This window comes from Streptomyces sp. SAS_272 (assembly GCF_052543235.1).
Genome location: NZ_JBMNDR010000011.1, coordinates 44697 through 64629, shown reverse-complemented (window position 1 = coordinate 64629; position 19933 = coordinate 44697). Strand labels below are relative to the sequence as shown.

Genomic DNA, 19933 nt, shown 5'->3' with positions numbered 1-19933 from the left:
GGCGACCGACGGCGGTCGGGTGAGGGAACGCCTCGGCCCGGCGGACCGGACGTCACACGCCTGAGCCGGCCGACCTCGTAGCCTGTCCGGCCCAGCCCACGGGCGGGAGGTCCGACCGGCTGGTCAACTGAGCAGAGGACTCCGCACCTCGTCACCTCATCGCAAGGGAAGTCAGCATGGCCATCGTCGCGATCCTCGAAATGCCAGGGATGACCCAGGCCCAGTACGAACAGAGCGCGGACAAGGTGGCAGGTCGCCCCGGTCCGGTCAAGAGCCCCGCCGACTGGCCCGTGGCCGGTCTCATCTCGCACACGTCCGCACCCATGGATGGCGGCTGGCTCGTCGTCGACGTCTGGGAGTCGGAGGAGGCGTTCCGCGAGTTCGGCAAGACCCTCCTGCCGATCCTGGAGGAACTCGGTCTCCCGGACGTGCGTCCGCGGACCTACCCGGTGTTCAACGTCGTCACCCGCTAGCCGGTCCACCGCACTCGGTCCGGGGCGGCGACGGCCCCGTCGTCACCGCCGCTCGGCGACCGAGACCTCGTCACCGGCCTGAACAGTGATCTCCCGGGTGCCCCGTCCGCGCGGACGGGGCACCCCTCGTGTAGAAACGAACGGGCCCTGGACAGCGGGCCCGTCCACCACGAGGGGGAGACACATGGCAGACACGACCGAAGCGGCCGCCGCGTTCGCGGAGATCCCGACCACGACCCTCGCGGACGTCCTCGGCCGTGACCAGGTCATGGGCGTGGGCATCCGCCCGCTGTGGTCGCCGGTGCCCCGCGTGGCCGGGCCGGCGTTCACCGTGCGCTGCCCTCCCGGCGACAACCTGATGCTCCACGCGGCCATCCACCGTGCGCACCAGGGCGCCGTCATCGTCGTCGAGTCGGGCGACCTGGACTACGCGCTGGCAGGCGGCAACGTGTGCGCCGTCGCGCAACGCCGGGGCGTGGCGGCCTTCGTCGCCGACGGGCTCATCCGCGATCTCACCGAGGTCAGGGAGATGGGCTTCCCCGTGTTCGCCCGGGGGGTGATCCCCTTCCCCGGAAGCAAGAAGGCGGTCGAGCCGCTCAACGCCCCGGTGCGCTGCGGGGGAGTCGCGGTGCGCCCCGGTGACCTCGTCGTCGCCGATGAGGAAGGCGTCGTGATCGTCCCCTCCGCCCGTACGCAGGACACGCTGACCGCGGCCAGGGCCAGGCTCGCCAAGGAGGCCGGCGAGACCCTCGACACATGGGAGCGGGCACACCGTGCCCGTATCGACGAGATCCTGCGCGCCCAGGGCTTCGAGGGCTGACGCCGTCACCCGCGCCCTTGCCCCGGCCCCGCCCGGTTCTTCGGAGGTCGGCGTGGGAGCCACCGAGGGGTGGGGTGCCGACGTCTTGCGACGAGCCGTCGGCCCACCGGCGCGAGGACGGCCAGCGCCCCCGCCGCGAGCGCCCAGCGTTGCCATTGCCAGAGCGGGTTCTGCCACCGCCACAGCGGCGCGGGCGCGGCCTCGACGCGGAACACGGCACGGTCGTTCCCGACCACGGGGTCGTTCGGACCGTACACGGTGACGGAGCCCTCGGCGCCGGGGATCTGCCGGTCGATGCGGATGTGGAAACGGAGCGTGGCCGAGGATCCGGGCACTGCCGAGAAGTCGCACAGGAAGAAGTGGTTGTCGTCGTCCTGCGGCGGCAGGCAGGAGTACCTCCGATCGTCGTCGTCCCCTTCATGGGGAATGGACGTGATCGTGGTCCCGGGCGGAGGCACCACCGCGAAGGATCCAGGGCCCCCGTCGTCGGCGACGCCCGGACCCAGGTTCGTGACACCGAGCCGGACCACCACCGTGTCCCCCACCCTGCCCCTGACCGTCTCGGTGACGGGCGCGAAGTCGCTCGGGCGCGACGGCCACGACACACCGGCGGAGAGGGTCGCGCCGGGTCGGGGGTGTGCCCCCGCGGGCCCCGCCACGGCCCCGAGCGCGGCCAGGGACGCTACGGCGGCGCGGATCGTCCGGCGCCCGACAGCACGCTCAGCCATGGAACCCGGTCCTGTCCGGCAGGCCGGGAGAGCGTGCCCCCGTCACGAGCGGCGCGAAGGGGGGCTTCCTCGGCACGATGACGTCCACAGCTCCTCGCTTCGCCGTCCAGGAGGACGCCCAGGCGCTCAGTCGAGACAGAACTCGTTGCCCTCGACGTCCTGCATGTGCAGGCACGACTCGTTGTCCTCGTCGGCGGGCAGGAGACGTACGCGTACCCCGCCGAGCGCGACCAGTCGTGCGCACTCGGCCTCCAGCCTGGCCACGCGCTCCTCACCCACGAGTCCGGTGCCGACGCGCACGTCGAGATGCACCCGGTTCTTCACGACCTTGCCTTCGGGAACCCGCTGGAAGTACAGCCGCGGCCCCACACCTGAGGGGTCCTGGCACACGGACCACGCATCCCGGTCCTCGGGCGGCAGTGAGCGGTTGAAGTCGTCCCAGGTGGCGAACTCCTTCGGCGGCGGGGGCAGGACGTAGCCCAGCACCTCGCACCAGAAGCGGGCGACGCGCTCGGGATCCGCGCAGTCGAAGGTGACCTGGAACTCCTTGACCGATGCCATCGCCCCACCGTAGCAGCGGGCCCCAACCCGGCAGGGCGGCTCAACTGCCCCCGGACGGCAGCTCATCGGCCGATTCCCGCCGGGACTTCGCCGCGGCGCGCGGCCGGGATTAGGGTGCTCGCTGCGTCTGATGCAGGGGAGATCATGGAGTCCGCCGAGAAGTCACCGACGACCGTCGGCACGCCGTGGGGGATCGCGCCGTTCCGGCGGTTCCTTTCGGCCCATCTCGTCTCGGTGACGGGCTCCGCGACGGCGCCCCTCGCACTGGCCTACTCCGTCATCGAGCAGGGCGGGGGAGCGGGTTCCCTCGGCCTCGTGCTCGCCACGAACACCGTCCCCATGATCGTGTTCCTGTTGGCCGGGGGCGTCTTCGCGGACCGTCTGTCCCGAAGCCGACTGCTGTTCCTCGGCAATCTGCTGGCCGCGGCTGCCCAGGGCGTGCTGGCCGTCTCGGTCGCCACGGGACACGCGACCACGGCTTCGATCGCGGCGTGCGGCTTCGTGTCGGGCACCGCCGCCTCGTTCATCGGGCCCGCCGCGCAGGGCGCCGTCGCGCAGATCGTTCCCGCCGAACATCTGCAACAGGCCAACGCGTTGCTCAGACTGCCGACCAATGCCGTCAAGGTGCTGGCTCCGGTCGTCGGCGGGTTCGTCGTCGCCGCGAGCGGCGCGGCATGGGCCCTGGCCTGGGACGCGTTCTCGTTCGCCGCGGCGGCCGTCCTGCTTCTCGGTCTGCGTCTGGACGCTCCGCTCACCGCATCCGGCGGAGCGTTGGCGGACTTGCGGGCCGGCTGGGCGAGTTTCCGGTCGCGTACCTGGTTGTGGACGTACACCGCCGCCGGCACCGTCCTGGTCGCGGCGTGGCTGGCCGGTTTCCAGCTTCTCGGTCCACTCGTCGCCGCGTCGCAGTACGCAGGCGCGCGCGACTGGGGCCTGATCCAGGCGGCCTTCGCCTCCGGACTGCTGGCGGGAACCGTCGTATGCCTGCGCTGGAAGCCGTACCGACTGCTCATGGTCGCGATCGCCGCCGGCGGTGCGCTCGTGCTCCCCTTGGCGGCCATGGCCCGGGGGCTGCCGCTGCCGCTCGTGCTGGTCGCTGCCCTGCTGGCCGGGATCGGACTCGACGTCGCCGTCGTCGCGTGGACCACCGCCTTCCAACTGCATGTGCCGCAGGCGGAACAGGGCCGGCTGATCGCCTTCAACGGGATCGGGGAGCGCCTGGCCATCCCTGCCGGCTACCTCGTCACCGCCCTCGCGGCCCACTCCTGGGACGGTCGGACGGTGCTGCTGGCATGCGCCGCGATGATCGCCGCCGCGACCGTGCTCAACCTCTGCGTCCCGGCCGTCCACCGCGTCAACCGGGTGACTCCCGTCGATCCGCCGAGGACGACGCACGACCGTCGCGAGGCGGAGCAGACGTGACGGCCCCGGCGGCGGCGCCAGTCCGGCGGCGGAGCCCTCCGCGGGTCCTGTGGTTCAGGAGTCCCGGCGTGCCGGATCGCGCCAGGGTCATGGCGCCAGGCCGCGTTCGTCCTCGAGGCGAACCGCGAGGGCGGGCCAGTGCGCGCACCACCGCGTCAGATCGTCGGAGGCCGGCGGGCTCTGTGTGCGCAGCGGGGTGAGCGGCAGGAAATGGACGAGTGTGCCCGTGGTGCCGTCGGTGTCGATCGGGTCCAGGTCACTCACCGGAACACCGTGTTCATAGCGCTGCGTCCAGGCCCCGTGGTGACGGCGGTTGGTGTGGACCAGCCACTCACTGAGCGCCGCCACGACGGACATCCCGCGACGCGGATGCCCGTCCGGAAGCCGCTCCGTATCCGGGAGATCGAAGAACCGCAGGTCCTTCGACGCCATCACCGGCTTCTTCACCGTCCGACCGTGAACATCGACCCGGGTGTCCGTGCCGCGCCCGTCGTCCGCGACGGACACGGAGCCGTCGCGATGCAGAGTGACGCGGCACCGTCCGCCCGCTCGATGGGACGCCTCGTCGGCGGCGTAGGCGACGACTTCGAGGATGAGGTGAGCAGGGCCGCCGGGGGCGAAGGCCTGCGGCACCCGGCGGATCCGGGCGAGATGGTCCAGATCCACGGTACTGGCCCAGTCGTGGGTGGTGTTGGTCCAGGAAGGGGCCGCCGGTTCGTCCATACCGCGATTGTCCGGCACGCGCGTTCCGGGATACCCACTCCGGCACGCGCGTTCCGGGATACCCACTCCGGCGCCCCCGCTCCGGAGGGCACTCGCGGAACGGGCGGGCGCCGCCGCGCTCCGTCGGGATCGAGCACGCGCCGGGAATGCCGCGCACACCTCATCCCTGAGCCGGCGTCGGCGTCCTGAACGCATGGAGGTGAGCGACGGCGAGGGTCTGCTCCGCGTCGTACGCCTCGAAGGCGCCGACGCGCTGGAATCCGAGGCGGGTGGCGAGCCGCAGGGAACGCGCGTTGGCGGTCTGCGTCACGATCAGGACCGGCTGGTCGGGCAGTTCGGCGGCCGCGGCGCGCAACGCGGCCGTGGCGGCCTCGAAGGCCAGCCCCGCGCCCCAACTGCCGCGCCGGAGAAGGTAGCTCAGCTCCAGTTCCGCGCCCTCCTCGGTGACGTGCCCGGGAAGGTCGGGGGAGCGGCGGTCGAGCACGAGGGTCCCGACGCAGCGGTCGGATTCCCTGTCGGCGACGACATAGGTGCCGGGTCTGGCGGCGACGGCGCCGGTCCCGTTCTCGTGGAAGTACTGCTCGACGGCGCTCCGGGGCCGCGGGCCGCCGAGGTGGGCACGGACCTGCGGATCGGTCTGGAGCTCGATGAGGCCGTCGATGTCGGCGTCGTGCGCTGTGCGCAGCCGGAGGCGGTCCGTGCCGATCTCCGTGGCGGACAGCGTGGGCAACGGGTTCATGCCGGTCATTGTCAGGTCTTCTCCCACCGAGGGGAGTCACTCCGCCGGCGCTGCCGGGAAGGGGGAGACGCCCACTCCGTCTCCGTCCGTCCCGGCGGTGAGCTCCGTGCTGTAGACCGTGGAACTGCGGCGGACCGTCATGCCGATCCGTTGGTACAGCGACAGCGCTCCGGTGTCCGAATGCGTCCACAACGTGCAGGTCCGCATTCCGTGAGTGTGGAAGGTGCGGAACGCCTCCCGCAGGAGCATGCGCGCGATTCCCCGGTTGCGATGGTCGTGCCGTACCGCGACCCGCTCGACGTACCCCTCCGCCTGGTCGGGGCCGTTCAACGACAGCACCGCACCGACCATCTGGTCGTCCGCGAAGGCGATCGGCGACGCCGCGGGTTCGAACGTCGCGCGTTCGACGGTGTGCCGGGCCCACTCCTCGTAGGACTGCCGTCGCTGCTGCCACTCGTCGAACGCGTCCTCGGTGAGCTGGTGTACCGCGGGCCCGTCGCCGGGCCGGAACGGCCGGACCACGATCCCCTCGGGCGGCTCGGGCACGTCCGGTTCGTCGGGCATCGCGAACTCGAGGAGCCACTCCGTGACGAGTGGCGAGTACCCGCGGGACCGCAGCAGCGCGGCGGCCGCCCGATCGCTGTCCGAGACGGTCTGGGCAAGCCGTTCGCCGCCTGTCTGCCGGGCCCTTGCCTCGGCCCAGTCGAGCAGCGACCGGCCGAGTCCGCGCCCTCGGTGCTCGGGGTGGACGTCGACCGTGGACCGTCGCCCCCGCACCCACGCCCAGCCGGCCAACTGCCCGCCGTGGTCGTGGACGAGGACCGTGTCGCACGCGAGGTCCAGACCCGGCCGGCCGAGGTCGGCGGCGATGCTGTCGGCGTCGGTCGTGGCACGGCCGTGCAGCCTGTGTTCGCACGCGGCGACCAAGCGGTGGATCTCGTGGACGTCGGCGAAGGCGGCCGGGCGGCTCCGGTAGTCGATCGGCGACCGGAGAAGGGGAGAGTCGGACATACGGCGAACCCTGCGTCGTCCACGCTCCTCTGTCGACCCGATATTTCCTCGCCGGCGTCACGCGGGGTGTCTTGGGACCGTGTTCCGGTGCTCCGGGACGGCGGTCCCCGCTGCATCATGGGGACATGATCACCGTTCACCTGACCTACGAGATCGACGCCGACAAGCTGGAGGACTTCGAGGAATACGGCCGCCGCTGGGTCGGACTGGTCAACCGCTTCGGCGGGACGCACCACGGCTACTTCCTGCCCAGTGAGGGCGACAGCGACATCGCCTATGCCCTCTTCTCGTTCCCCGGTCTTGCCGCGTACGAGCAGTACCGCACGGACAGCATGACTGATCCGGAGTGCCAGGAGGCCTTCGAACTGGCTCGCCGCACCCGCTGTATCCGCCGCTACCAACGCCGTTTCCTCCGCCCGCTCGACGGGGGGTCCCAGGTCGTCGACGGCGCGTCCCCGGGGGGCCCGTGAGCGCTGCCCGCGGGGCCCCCGGCACCTCCCGTCGGTCAGGACAGGATCTCGACGTATCCGTCGGTCGCGTGCACACGGATCAGCTGCCCGTCCCGGATCAGCCGAGTGGCCTGCTCCACGCCCACGACGGCCGGCAAGCCGTACTCCCGGGCGATCACCGCCCCGTGCGTCATCAATCCGCCCACCTCCGTCACGAGGCCCGTGATCCCGACGAACAGCGGTGACCAGCTGGGGTCGGTGTAGGTGGTGACCAGGATGTCGCCCGTTTCGAGATCGGCCTGCGCCATGTCGAGGATGACGCGGGCCCGTCCCTCGACGATCCCGTCGGAGACCGGCAGTCCGGCCAGGGCGCCGGCCGGCACGTCGTCGCGTCGGTACGCTCCGGTGACGGCCTCGCCGTCCGAGGTGAGGACCCGGGGCGGCGTCAGCGCCTGGTAGGACCGGAACGCGTCCTTGCGCTGCCGGATGAGCCGGCCGTCCACCCGGTTCGAGCGCGCGACGTCGTGGAACTCCTGGAACGTGAGGTAGAAGACGTCCTCCGCCGCGGAGAGCACACCGGCCCGCACGAGGCGTTCGGCCTCCCTCGACAGGGCCTGCTTGTAGAGGAAGTAGCGGTTGATGATGCCGTACTTGGGGTACTCCCGGTACCCGATGAAGGCTCGGACCTGGTCGATCATCCGCTGCGTCTCGTCGGCCTTGCGGTCACCGTCCGGCAGGGCCCGCAAACGTGACAGCACCTCCGCCGCCTTCTTCCGCGCCTTCTGCCGGCCCTCCTCGAAGCGGCGTTCGGCGGCGCCGGGTTCGATGTTCCTGACGTTGTCGAGGATCACCGGCACGAGAGTGCTGGGGCGTTCGCGCCAGCGCGGCCGCGTGATGTCGATCTCACCGACGCAGCGCATGCCGTACCGGTCGAGGTATGCCTCGATGGCGTCGCGCGCCTCGGCCCCGCCCGCGACTTCGGCCAGCTCGTCGAGGAAGCCGTCGTCCCGGACGTTCCGAAGGAACGCCACCACGTCCGGATGCGCACGGATCACGTCCGCGACGTCGAGCAGCGCCAGTCCCATTTCCGACGTGACGTTGTCGGGGGCGGACAGGGTGAGCGTGTCGGCCGCGTTCTTCTCGCCCAGCCACTCCTGCAGCCTGTCGTTGAGCCACCAGGTGCCCTCCATCGCCACCATGATCGCCCGGATGTTCAGCGGATCGCTGAGGACGCGCTTGTGCTCCTCGAAGGCCTCCGTCAGGAAGTCGAACAGGGCCGGTCCGCTCTTCGTGCGGATCTCGCGCTCCAGGGCGGCGACGGACGCCTGGCTGCGGGCGATCAGCTCGGCGACCACGGACGGATCGGTCTCCGTCGGGTCGAACTCACCGCCGACCGGCGGTCCGCCGGTCGCCGCGTCCGGGAGCGTCGGCACGAAGCCGTCGCGCTCGAGGACGGTCTCCAGCGCGTCCCTGGTCAGCGGATCGCCTCTCCCGATGACGTCCAGGAGACCGGCGCGGCTCGCGGGGGCGGCCAGCCGCGGGGTGACGTCGACGAACAGCCGCCCCCCTGCCTCGAGCATCGGCACCATCGCCGTCAGCCGCCACATGGACAGCCCCAGGGGCTTCATGGCGTCGGTCATCATCTGCCCATGGCCGACGGAGACGTAGACGTGGTTCTCCCGGTCGCCGGTCTCCCGGACGGGGATGGGGAAAAGCGTCGTGATCGGCCGGCTCTGGACGATCCGGAAGTCACCGTCGACCAGGCACCACTCGATGTCCTGCGGGCGGCCGAAATGCGCTTCGATCCGCCGCCCGATCCCTACGAGCCGCACCGCTTGGGCATCTGTCAGCGCCGGTTGCTCCTGCTGCTGCGGCTCGATCGCCACTTCCCGCGTGCCGCCGGTCGCAAGGGCGTGCAGGGCCCGGTGTTTGGCGGCGATCGTCCTGGCGACGACTTCGCCGTCCCGCACCCTGAAGACGTCCGGGTTCACCAAACCGGAGACCAGCGCCTCGCCGAGGCCGAAGCCGGCGTCCACGGTGGCGACCTTCCTGTTGCCGGTGACGGGGTCGGCCGTGAACAGGATGCCGGACGCCTGGGGGAAGACCATCTGCTGCACGACCACAGCCATGTGGACCGCGCGGTGGTCGATGCCGTTCCGCCGGCGGTAGACCACGGCGCGCTCGGTGAACAGGGAGGCCCAGCACCGGCTGACGTGCCGGAGGACCGCCGCCGCTCCCACGACGTTCAGATAGGTGTCCTGCTGGCCGGCGAAGGACGCCGTCGGAAGGTCCTCCGCGGTCGCGCTGGAACGAACGGCGCAGGCGGTGTGCTCGCCCAGCTCGGCGAGCGCACCGACGATCGCGTTCGCCAACTCGTCCGGAACGACGATTCCTTCGATGGTTCGGCGGATCTGCGCACTCAGCGTGCGGATCGCCTCCCCGTCCTCCGGTTCCAGACGCGACAGCCGCTCGAGCTGACCGTCCAGCGACGGCGCTTGCGCCATGATCCGCCGGAAGGCGTCCGTCGTCACGCAGAAACCGGCCGGCACACGGATGCCCTCGATGCGCGAGAGCCCGCCGAGGTTCGCGCCCTTGCCCCCGACGGTCGCGATGTGCGTCTCGTCGATGTCGTGCAGATCCCGCACATACGGCCCGTTCATCGCCGTGCCTCCGAAGCAGTCGTGTCCGTTCGCACCGCGTCCCTTCGCACCGCGCCCCGTCGCAGTGCACCGGCCGACCGGATCATCGGCGCGGACGCCTTCTCCGACCACGCCGCTCCCACCGCCGGTCCGACGTCATCGCGTCCCCTGTACGTCGACAACACACGCACTCGTGCCCTCATTTCCGCAGGTTGTGGCCTTGGCCGACGATTTTGCGGCATCACGGGGGCCTTGCCGCAAGCCCCCCGGTGCGCTATACGTTGAGTAGGGAAGGAGCGCGGGCTCCTTCCCCTTCGCCTTTCGGCGACGGCGGCCGTCGCCCGGTGTCCCGGTGGGACGCCGACAGGCCTCCCGCTCGCGGCGCACCTCAGCTGACGCCGAGGCGGTGGACTCCCGTCGGCGGCGTCCGTCAGCTGACACCGCAGCGGTGGACTCCCGTTCGCGGCGCGGGACGGGCGACGTCGCCGCACGTGGGACCGCAGGCGCGGCCGAGGGCCCGCGCGCCGATTCCAGGGGCGCGGCTTAGTCTGGTGCAAGGGGGCGATCGGGTGAATCGCGCACCGAGAGGCGCCCCTGATGGACGACTACCCGCTGATCGAGAACCACGGCCTCATCGGTGACCTGCAGACCGCGGCACTGGTCACCACCGACGGCAGCATCGACTGGTTCTGCGTCCCGCGATTCGACTCGCCCAGCGTGTTCGGCGCGTTGCTGGACAGGGACAAGGGCGGACACTGCACGATCCGGCCGCAGCACCAGGCCTACGCGACCAAGCAGCTGTACCTCCCCGACACGGCGATCCTGGTCACCAGGTTCATGACCGAGGCGGGCGCCGGTGAGGTGGTCGACTTCATGCCCGTGACGGGCACGTCGGTCACGGAGAGCCACCGAATCGTGCGGATGGTGCGCTGCGTGCGCGGCAGGATGACGTTCGACGTCGAGGTCGAGCCGCGGTTCGACTACGGACGCAAGAGCCACCGGCTGCATCTCAGCGAGCACGGGGCGGTGTTCGTCTCCGAGGACGGCGCGGAACTCACCGTGCACCCCGTCCGTGAGCCGGACGACGAGCGGCTCCTCGATCTGCTCGTCGACCGGCGGGACTCCCTGCACTTCACCCTCACTCTGGAGGCCGGGCAGGAGCGCGGACTGGTCCTGGAACGGTCAGCCGGCGGACCGCCCCGGGAGATGCGCCTCGACGAGTACAACCGGCTCTTCGACGAGACGGTCGCGTTCTGGCGTACCTGGCTGCGTCAGTCGCGCTACACGGGGCGGTGGCGCGAGACCGTGGAGCGCTCCGCGATCACACTGAAACTGATGACCTTCGCGCCGACGGGCGCGGTGGTGGCCGCACCGACGGCGGCGCTTCCGGAGCAACTGGGGGGCGAGCGCAACTGGGACTACCGGTTCACCTGGATCCGCGACGCCTCGTTCTCGGTGTACGCCCTGCTCGGGCTGGGATTCACCGACGAGGCCCGGGCGTTCATCCAGTGGTTGTCCGACCGGGTCGGGGAACGCGCGGGCAAGGACGGCGACACCGGTCCGCTGAACATCATGTACGCGGTGGACGGCTCCTCCGACCTGGCCGAGGTGACGCTCGACCACTGGGCGGGCTATGCGGGTTCCGCGCCGGTGCGCATCGGCAACGGCGCCGCCACGCAACTCCAGCTGGACATCTACGGGGAGGCGCTCGACAGCATCTTCTTCGCGCACCGGCACGGTCTGCAGGTGGGGCACCACGGCTGGCGGGCGCTGCTCACCGACCTCGACTGGCTGGTCGACCACTGGGACCAGGCGGAGGAAGGCCTGTGGGAGACCCGCGGCGGGCGCGAGAACTTCACCTACGGCCGCGTGATGTCCTGGGTGGCCTTCGACCGTGCTCTGCGGCTCGCCGAGTCCAACGGCCGGCCGGCCGACGTCGAACGCTGGCGCGGGGCACGGGACGACTGCTACGAGCAGGTCATGGCCAAGGGGTGGAACGAGGGGCGTCAGGCCTTCGTCCAGCACTACGGCAGTGACGTGCTCGACTCCTCGCTGCTGCGCATGTCGACGGTCGGGTTCATCACCCCCGACGACCCCTTGTGGTCCTCGACGCTCGACGCCATGGAGCAGGAACTGGTCAGCGACAGCCTGGTCTACCGCTACAACCCCGAAGCCTCACCCGACGGTCTGCGCGGCTCCGAGGGCACGTTCTCGCTGTGCACCTTCATGTACGTCGACGCCCTTGCACGAGCGGGACGCACCGAGAAGGCGCGCCTCGTGTTCGAGAAGATGATGGGGTACGCGAACCATCTGGGCCTGTACTCGGAGGAGATCGACCCCACCGGCCGCCAACTGGGCAACTTCCCGCAGGCGTTCACCCATCTCGCCCTCATCGACGCGGCCATCACGCTGGACGCCGCGCTCAACCGCACCTAGCCCATCCGTTCATCGGCCCGCCCGGCCACCGGCACCGCGATCACGCGCTCACCCCGCCCCGACGTCACGCCGCACGGGCGGCGGCCCGGTGCCCGGCGTGCCCCACCGTCGCTCCGCACGCGCGGCGGACCGGGCGCCGTGCGGGTCTCAGTCAGTCCTCGTCACCGGTGCCGCCGTGGCGCAGGTCGGCCTCGGTGAGGCTCTCCAGCTCTCCACGGGTGTCGAGCCGGTAGAGGAGCGCCACGGCGGGCACGACGAGCACCACGGCGACGAGGGTGACCAGGCCGAGCCAGCGCAGCGTGGTCTCCGCGCCCGCCCCCTCGGAGACGGTCAGGGTGGTCGGGACGAGGTACGGGCGCTGCGCCATGCCCCAGGCGATGACCGCGGACGCCACCACGACGACCGCCGCGACCCGTGACCAGGCGTCGGTGGCGCCGCGCGCGAGCAGCCAGCCGGTGGCCAGGGTGCCCACGGCTGCCGCCGCCACGAAGCCGAGCCCCGCCCCGTGCGTCAGCCCGTGCCATACGTGCGGGGCGTCGTCACGGGTGACCGCGAGGGTGCTCACGCCGAGGACGGCGGCACAGCCCAGCGCCGCCAGAGCCCGCCGCCGGAAATAGCCTGCCAGGTCGGGCGCGTCGAAGCGGCGGGCGTCCGCGGCGAGGAACACCGCGCCGAGCAGCGCGGTGGTCGCCACGGCCAGCAGACCGAACAGCACCGGCGTGGGATGGGCCCAGGCGTGCGTGGAAGGGTCGGCCTCCGCCGTGACCCGGCCCGACGCGACCCCGCCTGCCGCGACGCCGAGGAAGAACGGCGTCATGAGGGAGGAGACGGCGAACACCGCGCCGTACAGGCGCCGACCGGCCGGCCGTTGCGCGGGTTTGCGCAGCGCGAACCCGGCGCCGCGCAGCACGGTGCCGACGGCCGCCAGCGCCAGCGGCAGCCACATCGACTGGAAGAGGCGCTGGAACAGGACGGGGAAGCCCGTCCACATGATCACCAGGACGAAGATCAGCCACACGTTGTTGACCTCCCACACGGGAGCCATCGCATGGTCGATCAGCCATCGGGGTCGCCTGCCTCGGCGCGCTCCGCCCGCGAGGAGGTCCCAGAACCCGGCACCGTAGTCGGTCCCGCCGGCGCAGGCGTAGGCGGCCACCGCGAGGAGCAGGACGACGGCGACGACGTCCGCGGTCATGGCCGGTCGTCCATGGGCGGGGAGGCGGCGTCGCCGGTCCCGGGCGGCGCACCGGAGGGCACCGCGGGGCGCGGCCCGTACGGGAGGCCCGACTCCGGTGTCTCCCGTCGGGAACGGGCTCCGCCGCTTCGACGGTCCTCCTCGTCGGCGACCCGCCAGCGGGTGCGCATTTTCAGCAGGACGACGAGAAAGGACCCGAAGACGAACACGTACACCACGACGACCAGGCCGAACATGATCCACAGGGTGGGGGAGCGGGTCGACGTGACGGCTTCGGCGACCCGCATGTTCTCGTAGACGATCCACGGCTGGCGCCCCACCTCGGTGGTGATCCAGCCGCTCTCGACCGCGACGACGGAGGCGACGCCCGCCACCGCCGCGCACCGGTAGAACCATGCCGAGGCGGGCAGCCGGCGCCGACGCAGCCAGACCAGGGCGTACCACAGGGCGATGACGAGGAGCAGGGAGCCGATGCCGACCATGATGTCGAAAGCCCAGTGGGCGATGGTCGCCTGAGTGGCCGTCGGCCGTGCGTCCTCGGGCACGGAGGTCAGTCCGGTGACCCGGGTGTCCGGGCTGAAACCGGCGAGGACGGAGTCCAGCTGCGGGATCCTGATGCCGCCGGAGATGTCTCCGTCCGGGTGGAGGCGGCCGAACAGGTACTCCGGCACGTGGGTGTCGGTCTTCCAGACCATCTCCATGGCGGCGAACTTCACCGGCTGTTCGTGGAAGACCTTCCGGGCGATCGAGTCGCCCAGCACGAACTGGACCGGCGTCAGCACCGCGGCGACCGTGAAGGGGACGGCGAAGCCGAGCCGGTGGTACCGGTCCCGGCGGCCGCGGAGCCATCCGGCGGCGTAGACGCCTGCCACCACGTAGCCCGCCGTCACGAGCATCGCCACCACGAAATGCCAGTACTGGGGGCCGAACATGGGGGTGAAGACCGCCTTCCAGATCTCCACGTCGACCGGGTTCCCGAAGGAGTCGAGGCGGAAGCCGCGCGGCGTGTTCATCCAGGAGTTGGCGGCCAGGATGCCGAAGGCGCCCAGCAGAGCCGTTGCCGGCAGGGGCAGGGCGAGCAGGAAGTGGGTCCGGGCGGGAAGCCGCCGCCAGCCGTAGAGGTAGATCGCGATCAGGACGGCCTCCAGGAAGAAGGCCCAGGCCTCGACGCCGAACCCGATCCCGAAGACGTCGCCCCACCTGCCCATCAGGCCCGGCCACAGCAGACCGAACTCGAAGGAGAGCACGGTGCCGGTGATCACCCCGATCGCGAACTGGACCGCCATCACCGCGGACCACCGGCGGGCGAGCAGCAGCGCCGTCCGGTCCTCCCGGCGCAGGCCGTAACCGTGCAGGATGAGCGTGATCAGCGGCAGCGCCACGCCCAGCGGGACGAGGATGATGTGGGAGGCGAGGGTGAAGGCCATCAGAGACCTGGCCGGGAGCAGCTGCGCGGGGGCGTCCGCCAGTGCCTGCAGCGTGCTGTGCATCAGATTCCGTTCGGAGGCGTCGCGCGCGCGTGGGTGGTGTCAGCCGGGGGTCAGCCGCCGGTGGCGAAGCCGGGGAAGAGGGTCATCCCGCCGTCCACGAAGAGCGTGGTGCCCACCACGTAGTCCATGAGGTCGGAGGCGAGGCCCACGACGGCGTGGGCGATGTCCTCGGGGTCGCCTACGCGGTCGTAGGGGATCAGCCGCAACAAGTCCTCGCGGGCCTCGGGGGTGTCCCAGGCGCTGCGGTTGATGGGCGTCTTGACGGCTCCCGGGGCGACGGCGTTCACCCGGATCTTCTTCGGCGCGAGTTCCTGGGCGAGGGTCTCCATCATCATCTGCACACCGCCTTTGGACGCGGCGTAGTTGACGTGCCCGGCCCACGGGATGACCTGGTGCACGGAGCTCATGCAGATGATCTTGCCGGCGGCACGCGACACCTCGGGGACGACACCGCGGCGCAGGAACTCCTTCGTCGCCTCCCGCGCGCACAGGAACTGCCCGGTCAGGTTGACCTCGAGGACCTTCTGCCATTGGGCGAGCGTCATCTCGGTGAACGGGGCGTCCCGCTGCATCCCGGCGTTGGCCACCAGGATGTCGATCGTGCCGAACTCCTCGACCATCCGGTTCGTCATCGCGACGACCTGGCCCTCGTCGGAGACGTCCGCGCGGTAGGCCGCCGCTCGCACCCCGAACGACGTGATCTCCTCCACCACCTTGTCGGCCTCTTCCTGGCCGGCCACGTAGTTCACGACCACGTCGGCCCCGGCCCGGCCCAGCGCTACCGCGGTCGCCAGGCCGATCCCGGAGTTCGCTCCGGTGACCAGGGCCTTCTGGCCTTTGAGCAGGTGGGCGGGGATCACGTCACGGGGCGCACTCTCGGTCGGACTCACGATGACTGTCTCCATCCACTGCGCGGCCGGGGTCCCTCGGGGGCTCGCCGCACGGCCCCGGGGTCAGACATTCACCCAAGCACCGGGGTCGCGCGAGGGCGCGTCATGGGGAGCGGTCTTGGGCCGACCGGGGGACGAGGTTCGCCCACCGGAACGCGGGTGCCCGGGCTCGGTCGGCCCAGTCGTGTCAGGAGGGCGGTCGCCGACCCGCCTGCAGCCCCTTCGCCACGGTCGCCGGCCCGCCTGCAGCCCCTTCGCCACGGGGGTCGATGCGTCCCACGGCAGGCGTTCCGGCTCGTGGGAACGGCTGGGCCGGGAACCGAACGCCGCCGTCGGCGGGTGCCCACGGCGGCGCTGCTGCCGGTGGGGCGACCACTCACACCTCGCGTTGCGCGTTGGGTGTGCACGGGCTTTTCGTCGCGGTCAGACGAGGAGCTGACGCTTCTGTGCCGCGAACTCCTCCTCGGTGAGGACCCCTTGAGCCTTCAGGTCGGCGAGCTGCCTGAGCTGGTCGATCTTGGCGGTCATGTCGTCGGCATGCGACTGCGCGGCGGGAGCGGGGGCGGCGGCCTGCTGCTCGACGTCCTGGCGGGCGCTCTCCTGCTCGGCCCACCGGCCCGCCTGGCGCCTCGAGACCCGGTTGGACACGGCCGTGGCCGTGCCCGCGACCACGGCGGTGCGGGCCACACCGCGAAGAAGTCCTGGCATGTCATTCATCTCCCCTGCTCCGTGCAACGTCGTGAGGACGCGCCGCGTGGGCGCGGGCGGTGTCAGCGGGCGGTCACTGCTCCGCCGGGAGGACGCACCGGATCGGTGGCGTCCAGCGACGCCAGCAGGGCGTCCACGGGGATGCGTCCCCCGGCCACCATCTCGGCGCCGCCGCGCCGTAGGGCACGCGCCAGCGGAGCGGCCCAGAGGTTCTCGTACACGATGACGGCCGCGGAGTTCCCGGGCTCCAGAGCGGCGCCGGCCTCGTCCAGGTCGCCCTGGTCGAGCAGGCCGGAGGAAGCTCCCTCGAACACCGTCAGTTCGGCCCTGTCGCCGAGCTCCCTGAATTCCAGTGCGGCGACCGATCCGTCGGCGTCCTTCTGGATGAAGACGAGGTCGAGGACCCGGATGATGCCGTCCTCGACCAGCTCGACGAGCAGGGGCATGCCCTCGCCCGTCATGCGGCTTCCGGGGAACTCGACGATCAGATAGTCGACGGGCCCCATGTCCGCGACGTCCTGTTGCATGGCCACTCCTCAGCGGTGGATCCGGCCCCGGCCGTGTCCCGCTGCGGTGTCGGTCGCCCGCGCTCGGGTCCGAGGGACGGTGCTCTTCAGCCATTGCAGCACTCGGCCAGAGCCCCTGCATGTCCGGGACACCCGGGATGTCCGGGACGCCGGGGACACCCAGAGCCGCGATGCGCGGGACACCCAGAGCCGGGACGCCCGGGACGCCGGGGGAGCCCGGGACATGGCCGTGTCGCGACGCGGCAGCGCGGGGGCGGGCGGGGCGCGGCAGCCCGGTCCGCGATTCCGGTCCCGATCGTTTTGTGCGTTTAGTCCATGATCGCCCTATGCTGTTGTGCGGGAGAGCTCGAGCAGTCGACGTGCCGGCGCCGAGCCGGCGGGAAGCGGGCTTCCATGGCTGAGCGATTGAAAATGCACGGACTGGCCGGCGAACTGGCGGCCGAGTTCGTGGGCACCATGATTCTCATCCTCTTCGGCTGTGGCGTGGTGGCCCAGGTGGTCGCCGGTGGAGCGCTCACGACGCCGCCGGGAGGACTCGGCAACCACGACAGCATCGCCTGGGCCTGGGGCCTCGGCGTCACCCTGGGCGTCTACGTCGCGGCGCGACTGAGCGGCGCCCATCTCAATCCCGCGGTGACGGTCGCCCTGGCCACGTTCAAGGGCTTCCCGTGGCGCAAGGTCGCGCCCTACGCGGTGGCACAGACCGTCGGCGCCTTTGTGGCGGCCCTCATCGTGCGGTGGAACTACACCGAGGCACTGGCGAAGGCCGACCCCGGACACACCATCAAGACGCAGGGAGTGTTCTCCACGCTCCCCGCGAACGGCAATCCCAACCTGCCGGTCCACGAGTGGGGCGCGTTCCGCGACCAGATCATCGGCACCGCCATCCTGCTGCTGCTGATCCTGGCCGTCACGGACCTGCTGAACACTCCGCCGGGCGCCAACCTGGCCCCGTTCATCGTCGGTCTGATCGTCGTGGCCATCGGCATGGCGTGGGGCACCAACGCGGGGTACGCGATCAACCCGGCACGTGACTTCGGACCGCGGCTGGCCAGCTTCTTCACGGGCTACGGCACAGCATGGCGAGATCAGTACGGGAACCTCTACTTCTGGGTGCCGATCGTCGGCCCCCTGATCGGCGGCCTGCTCGGCGCCGGGCTCTACAAGGCCTTCATCGGCCGGTTCCTGCCCACGGCGGAGCCGGAGCCTCCCGGCCGTGTTCCGGCCCCCGAGGAATGACCCCCACAGCAGAGGCGGCAACCCATGGCTGACTTCGTGGGCGCGGTGGACCAAGGCACCACCAGCACCCGTTTCATGATCTTCGACCACTCCGGCAACGAGGTGGCGAAGCACCAGCTGGAGCACGCCCAGATCCTTCCGCGCTCGGGGTGGGTCGAGCACGACCCGGTGGAGATCTGGGAGCGCACCAACTCGGTGATGCAGAACGCTCTGCGGCACGGCAACCTCTCACCCGAGGACCTGGCCGCGATCGGCATCACCAACCAGCGCGAGACCACCGTGGTGTGGGACCCGCGCAACGGACGTCCCTACTACAACGCCATCGTCTGGCAGGACACCCGCACCGACTCCATCGCGGCCGCCCTGGAACGCTCCGGCAAGGGCGACGTCATTCGCCGCAAGGCGGGGCTGCCGCCGGCGACCTACTTCTCCGGCGGCAAGATCCAGTGGATCCTGGAGAACGTCGACGGCGTCCGTGAGGCGGCGGAAGCGGGCCACGCCCTCTTCGGCAACACCGACGCCTGGGTCCTGTGGAACCTCACCGGCGGCCCCGACGGCGGTGTCCACGCCACCGACGTGACCAACGCCAGCCGCACCATGCTGATGGACCTGGAGACCCTCGACTGGGACGACGAGCTGCTGGGCTTCTTCGGCATCCCCCGCCAGATGCTGCCCACCATCAACCCGTCCTCCCACCGCGAGGCGTACGGCGTGACCCGCACCTCCCGGCCGCTTCGCGCCGCCATCCCCATCGCCGGGGTGCTCGGCGACCAGCAGGCGGCGACCGTGGGGCAGGTCTGTTACGCGCCGGGCGAAGCCAAGAACACCTACGGCACGGGCAACTTCCTGGTCCTCAACACCGGTACCGAGCTGGTCCGTTCGCAGCACGGTCTGCTCACGACCGTGGCGTACCAGTTCGGCGACAGCCCGGCGATCTACGCCCTGGAGGGCTCCATTGCCGTCACCGGGTCGGCGGTTCAGTGGCTGCGCGACCAGATGAAGATCATCAAGGATGCGGCGGAGAGCGAGGCGCTGGCGCGCTCCGTCGAGGACAACGGAGGCATGTACTTCGTTCCCGCCTTCTCCGGTCTGTTCGCTCCGTACTGGCGCTCCGACGCACGCGGAGCGATCGTCGGTCTGGCCCGATACAACGACAACGGCCACCTGGCCCGGGCGACGCTGGAATCCATCTGCTACCAGAGCCGCGACGTCGTCGAGGCCATGGAGCAGGATTCCGGAGTCCATCTGGACGTGCTGAAGGTGGACGGCGGGGTCACGGCCAACGACCTGTGCATGCAGATCCAGGCCGACGTCCTCGGAGTGCCGGTCAGCCGTCCGGTCGTCGCCGAGACCACCGCGCTCGGCGCGGCCTACGCGGCGGGCCTGGCCACCGGGTTCTGGCGCGACACCGACGAGCTGCGCACCCACTGGCAGGAGTCCAAGCGCTGGGAGCCCCGGTGGTCCGAGGACCAGCGGGCGGAAGGGTACGCGGGCTGGAAGAAGGCGGTGGAGCGCACGCTCGACTGGGCCAAGGTCGAGTAGCCCGACGAGTGAGACCAGGCGCCGCCCGGGAAGCCGGGCGGCGCCTGTACGCCATTTCCGGCACGGGCACGCGGACCGCCGACGACCGTCCGGTCTCTGGGGGCCCCGCACGCCGTGCGGGGCCCGTGCTCTGCCCGGGACGACGCTGAAGGCCAGGCATGCACAGACCGTGCCGTGAATCCCGCCCCGCGCCGGATCGACAGACGTCGGTCACGGATGTGAACGCGTGCGAGGGTCGCAGGAGGGCGTGATCTGCCGGAGATCTGCCGGAGATCCCTTTCCAGCCCCGTGATTCCGAGGGAGTGGCGGGGATGGGGGACGGCATCGCGGGCGATGGCGGG

18 protein-coding genes are annotated in these 19933 nt (G+C 71.1%); 7 read left to right on the top strand and 11 right to left on the bottom strand.

Annotation, left to right across the window (positions count from 1 at the left end):
- The first annotated feature begins 176 nt into the window (after positions 1-176).
- Both ACN6LD_RS10100 and ACN6LD_RS10095 read left to right on the top strand, forming a co-directional pair.
- Positions 177-473 (top strand): hypothetical protein, encoded by a 297-nt coding sequence (locus ACN6LD_RS10100; protein WP_319190010.1) that lies wholly within the window; start codon positions 177-179, stop codon positions 471-473.
- Positions 474-657: 184 nt separating this feature from the next.
- Positions 658-1293, top strand: a complete 636-nt coding sequence (locus ACN6LD_RS10095) for an RraA family protein (protein WP_319190008.1) — start codon at positions 658-660, stop codon at positions 1291-1293.
- A 5-nt stretch (positions 1294-1298) separates the two neighbouring features.
- On the opposite strand, the gene ACN6LD_RS10090 is transcribed toward ACN6LD_RS10095, so the two are convergent.
- Both ACN6LD_RS10090 and ACN6LD_RS10085 read right to left on the bottom strand, forming a co-directional pair.
- Positions 1299-2021, bottom strand: a complete 723-nt coding sequence (locus ACN6LD_RS10090) for a hypothetical protein (protein ID WP_445042924.1) — start codon at positions 2019-2021, stop codon at positions 1299-1301.
- Positions 2022-2147: 126 nt separating this feature from the next.
- A complete protein-coding gene (locus tag ACN6LD_RS10085) occupies positions 2148-2582 on the bottom strand; it encodes a VOC family protein (RefSeq protein ID WP_319190004.1) in 435 nt (144 codons plus the stop codon).
- A 144-nt stretch (positions 2583-2726) separates the two neighbouring features.
- On the opposite strand from ACN6LD_RS10085, the gene ACN6LD_RS10080 reads away from it, so the two are divergent.
- Positions 2727-4004 (top strand): MFS transporter, encoded by a 1278-nt coding sequence (locus tag ACN6LD_RS10080; protein WP_445042923.1) that lies wholly within the window; start codon positions 2727-2729, stop codon positions 4002-4004.
- Positions 4005-4091: 87 nt separating this feature from the next.
- Here the strand turns inward: ACN6LD_RS10080 and ACN6LD_RS10075 are convergent, their stop codons facing one another.
- The 3 genes from ACN6LD_RS10075 to ACN6LD_RS10065 all read right to left on the bottom strand — a co-directional run bounded on the left by ACN6LD_RS10075 (position 4092) and on the right by ACN6LD_RS10065 (position 6477).
- Positions 4092-4727, bottom strand: coding sequence for an ATP-binding protein (locus ACN6LD_RS10075; RefSeq protein WP_445042922.1), 636 nt, complete (start codon positions 4725-4727; stop codon positions 4092-4094).
- Positions 4728-4887: 160 nt separating this feature from the next.
- Complete coding sequence (locus tag ACN6LD_RS10070) at positions 4888-5466, bottom strand: GNAT family N-acetyltransferase (RefSeq protein WP_319190000.1); 579 nt, start codon at positions 5464-5466, stop codon at positions 4888-4890.
- Between the two features lie 36 nt (positions 5467-5502).
- Positions 5503-6477, bottom strand: coding sequence for a GNAT family N-acetyltransferase (locus ACN6LD_RS10065; protein ID WP_319189999.1), 975 nt, complete (start codon positions 6475-6477; stop codon positions 5503-5505).
- Positions 6478-6602: 125 nt separating this feature from the next.
- Between ACN6LD_RS10065 and ACN6LD_RS10060 the strand changes: the two genes are divergently transcribed.
- Positions 6603-6947 (top strand): NIPSNAP family protein, encoded by a 345-nt coding sequence (locus ACN6LD_RS10060; protein ID WP_319189997.1) that lies wholly within the window; start codon positions 6603-6605, stop codon positions 6945-6947.
- 35 nt (positions 6948-6982) lie between these two features.
- On the opposite strand, the gene rph is transcribed toward ACN6LD_RS10060, so the two are convergent.
- Complete coding sequence (gene rph / locus ACN6LD_RS10055; RefSeq protein ID WP_445042921.1) at positions 6983-9586, bottom strand: rifamycin-inactivating phosphotransferase; 2604 nt, start codon at positions 9584-9586, stop codon at positions 6983-6985.
- Positions 9587-10162: 576 nt separating this feature from the next.
- On the opposite strand from rph, the gene ACN6LD_RS10050 reads away from it, so the two are divergent.
- Complete coding sequence (locus tag ACN6LD_RS10050; RefSeq protein WP_445042920.1) at positions 10163-12001, top strand: glycoside hydrolase family 15 protein; 1839 nt, start codon at positions 10163-10165, stop codon at positions 11999-12001.
- A 151-nt stretch (positions 12002-12152) separates the two neighbouring features.
- Here ACN6LD_RS10050 and ACN6LD_RS10045 read toward each other — a convergent pair whose 3' ends face one another.
- The 5 genes from ACN6LD_RS10045 to ACN6LD_RS10025 all read right to left on the bottom strand — a co-directional run bounded on the left by ACN6LD_RS10045 (position 12153) and on the right by ACN6LD_RS10025 (position 16811).
- Positions 12153-13196 (bottom strand): cytochrome d ubiquinol oxidase subunit II, encoded by a 1044-nt coding sequence (locus tag ACN6LD_RS10045; RefSeq protein WP_445042919.1) that lies wholly within the window; start codon positions 13194-13196, stop codon positions 12153-12155.
- Complete coding sequence (locus ACN6LD_RS10040) at positions 13193-14686, bottom strand: cytochrome ubiquinol oxidase subunit I (protein WP_445042918.1); 1494 nt, start codon at positions 14684-14686, stop codon at positions 13193-13195. The genes ACN6LD_RS10045 and ACN6LD_RS10040 overlap by 4 nt, the downstream gene beginning before the upstream one ends.
- 50 nt (positions 14687-14736) lie before the next feature.
- Positions 14737-15531, bottom strand: coding sequence for an SDR family oxidoreductase (locus ACN6LD_RS10035; RefSeq protein WP_415924934.1), 795 nt, complete (start codon positions 15529-15531; stop codon positions 14737-14739).
- A gap of 468 nt (positions 15532-15999) precedes the next feature.
- Complete coding sequence (locus tag ACN6LD_RS10030) at positions 16000-16284, bottom strand: SHOCT domain-containing protein (RefSeq protein WP_445042917.1); 285 nt, start codon at positions 16282-16284, stop codon at positions 16000-16002.
- Positions 16285-16346: 62 nt separating this feature from the next.
- The gene (locus ACN6LD_RS10025; protein ID WP_319193569.1) at positions 16347-16811 is read right to left on the bottom strand and encodes a DUF6325 family protein; all 465 of its coding nucleotides are present in this window, start codon (positions 16809-16811) and stop codon (positions 16347-16349) included.
- Between the two features lie 393 nt (positions 16812-17204).
- On the opposite strand from ACN6LD_RS10025, the gene ACN6LD_RS10020 reads away from it, so the two are divergent.
- Both ACN6LD_RS10020 and glpK read left to right on the top strand, forming a co-directional pair.
- Positions 17205-18050, top strand: coding sequence for an MIP/aquaporin family protein (locus ACN6LD_RS10020; protein ID WP_319193567.1), 846 nt, complete (start codon positions 17205-17207; stop codon positions 18048-18050).
- Between the two features lie 24 nt (positions 18051-18074).
- The gene (gene glpK / locus ACN6LD_RS10015; protein ID WP_319193565.1) at positions 18075-19592 is read left to right on the top strand and encodes a glycerol kinase GlpK; all 1518 of its coding nucleotides are present in this window, start codon (positions 18075-18077) and stop codon (positions 19590-19592) included.
- The last annotated feature ends 341 nt before the right edge of the window (positions 19593-19933 follow it).

Excerpts from the sequence above, each read along its gene's own strand:
- ACN6LD_RS10065 (WP_319189999.1), bottom strand. The coding sequence starts at position 6,477 with ATGTCCGACTCTCCCCTTCTCCGGTCGCCGATCGACTACCGGAGCCGC.
- ACN6LD_RS10085 (WP_319190004.1), bottom strand. The coding sequence starts at position 2,582 with ATGGCATCGGTCAAGGAGTTCCAGGTCACCTTCGACTGCGCGGATCCC.
- ACN6LD_RS10075 (WP_445042922.1), bottom strand. The coding sequence starts at position 4,727 with ATGGACGAACCGGCGGCCCCTTCCTGGACCAACACCACCCACGACTGG.
- ACN6LD_RS10020 (WP_319193567.1), top strand. The coding sequence starts at position 17,205 with ATGGCTGAGCGATTGAAAATGCACGGACTGGCCGGCGAACTGGCGGCC.
- ACN6LD_RS10030 (WP_445042917.1), bottom strand. The coding sequence starts at position 16,284 with ATGCCAGGACTTCTTCGCGGTGTGGCCCGCACCGCCGTGGTCGCGGGC.
- ACN6LD_RS10040 (WP_445042918.1), bottom strand. The coding sequence starts at position 14,686 with ATGCACAGCACGCTGCAGGCACTGGCGGACGCCCCCGCGCAGCTGCTC.
- ACN6LD_RS10050 (WP_445042920.1), top strand. The coding sequence starts at position 10,163 with ATGGACGACTACCCGCTGATCGAGAACCACGGCCTCATCGGTGACCTG.
- glpK (WP_319193565.1), top strand. The coding sequence starts at position 18,075 with ATGGCTGACTTCGTGGGCGCGGTGGACCAAGGCACCACCAGCACCCGT.
- ACN6LD_RS10100 (WP_319190010.1), top strand. The coding sequence starts at position 177 with ATGGCCATCGTCGCGATCCTCGAAATGCCAGGGATGACCCAGGCCCAG.
- ACN6LD_RS10070 (WP_319190000.1), bottom strand. The coding sequence starts at position 5,466 with ATGAACCCGTTGCCCACGCTGTCCGCCACGGAGATCGGCACGGACCGC.
- ACN6LD_RS10090 (WP_445042924.1), bottom strand. The coding sequence starts at position 2,021 with ATGGCTGAGCGTGCTGTCGGGCGCCGGACGATCCGCGCCGCCGTAGCG.
- ACN6LD_RS10060 (WP_319189997.1), top strand. The coding sequence starts at position 6,603 with ATGATCACCGTTCACCTGACCTACGAGATCGACGCCGACAAGCTGGAG.
- ACN6LD_RS10095 (WP_319190008.1), top strand. The coding sequence starts at position 658 with ATGGCAGACACGACCGAAGCGGCCGCCGCGTTCGCGGAGATCCCGACC.
- rph (WP_445042921.1), bottom strand. The coding sequence starts at position 9,586 with ATGAACGGGCCGTATGTGCGGGATCTGCACGACATCGACGAGACGCAC.
- ACN6LD_RS10025 (WP_319193569.1), bottom strand. The coding sequence starts at position 16,811 with ATGCAACAGGACGTCGCGGACATGGGGCCCGTCGACTATCTGATCGTC.
- ACN6LD_RS10045 (WP_445042919.1), bottom strand. The coding sequence starts at position 13,196 with ATGACCGCGGACGTCGTCGCCGTCGTCCTGCTCCTCGCGGTGGCCGCC.
- ACN6LD_RS10080 (WP_445042923.1), top strand. The coding sequence starts at position 2,727 with ATGGAGTCCGCCGAGAAGTCACCGACGACCGTCGGCACGCCGTGGGGG.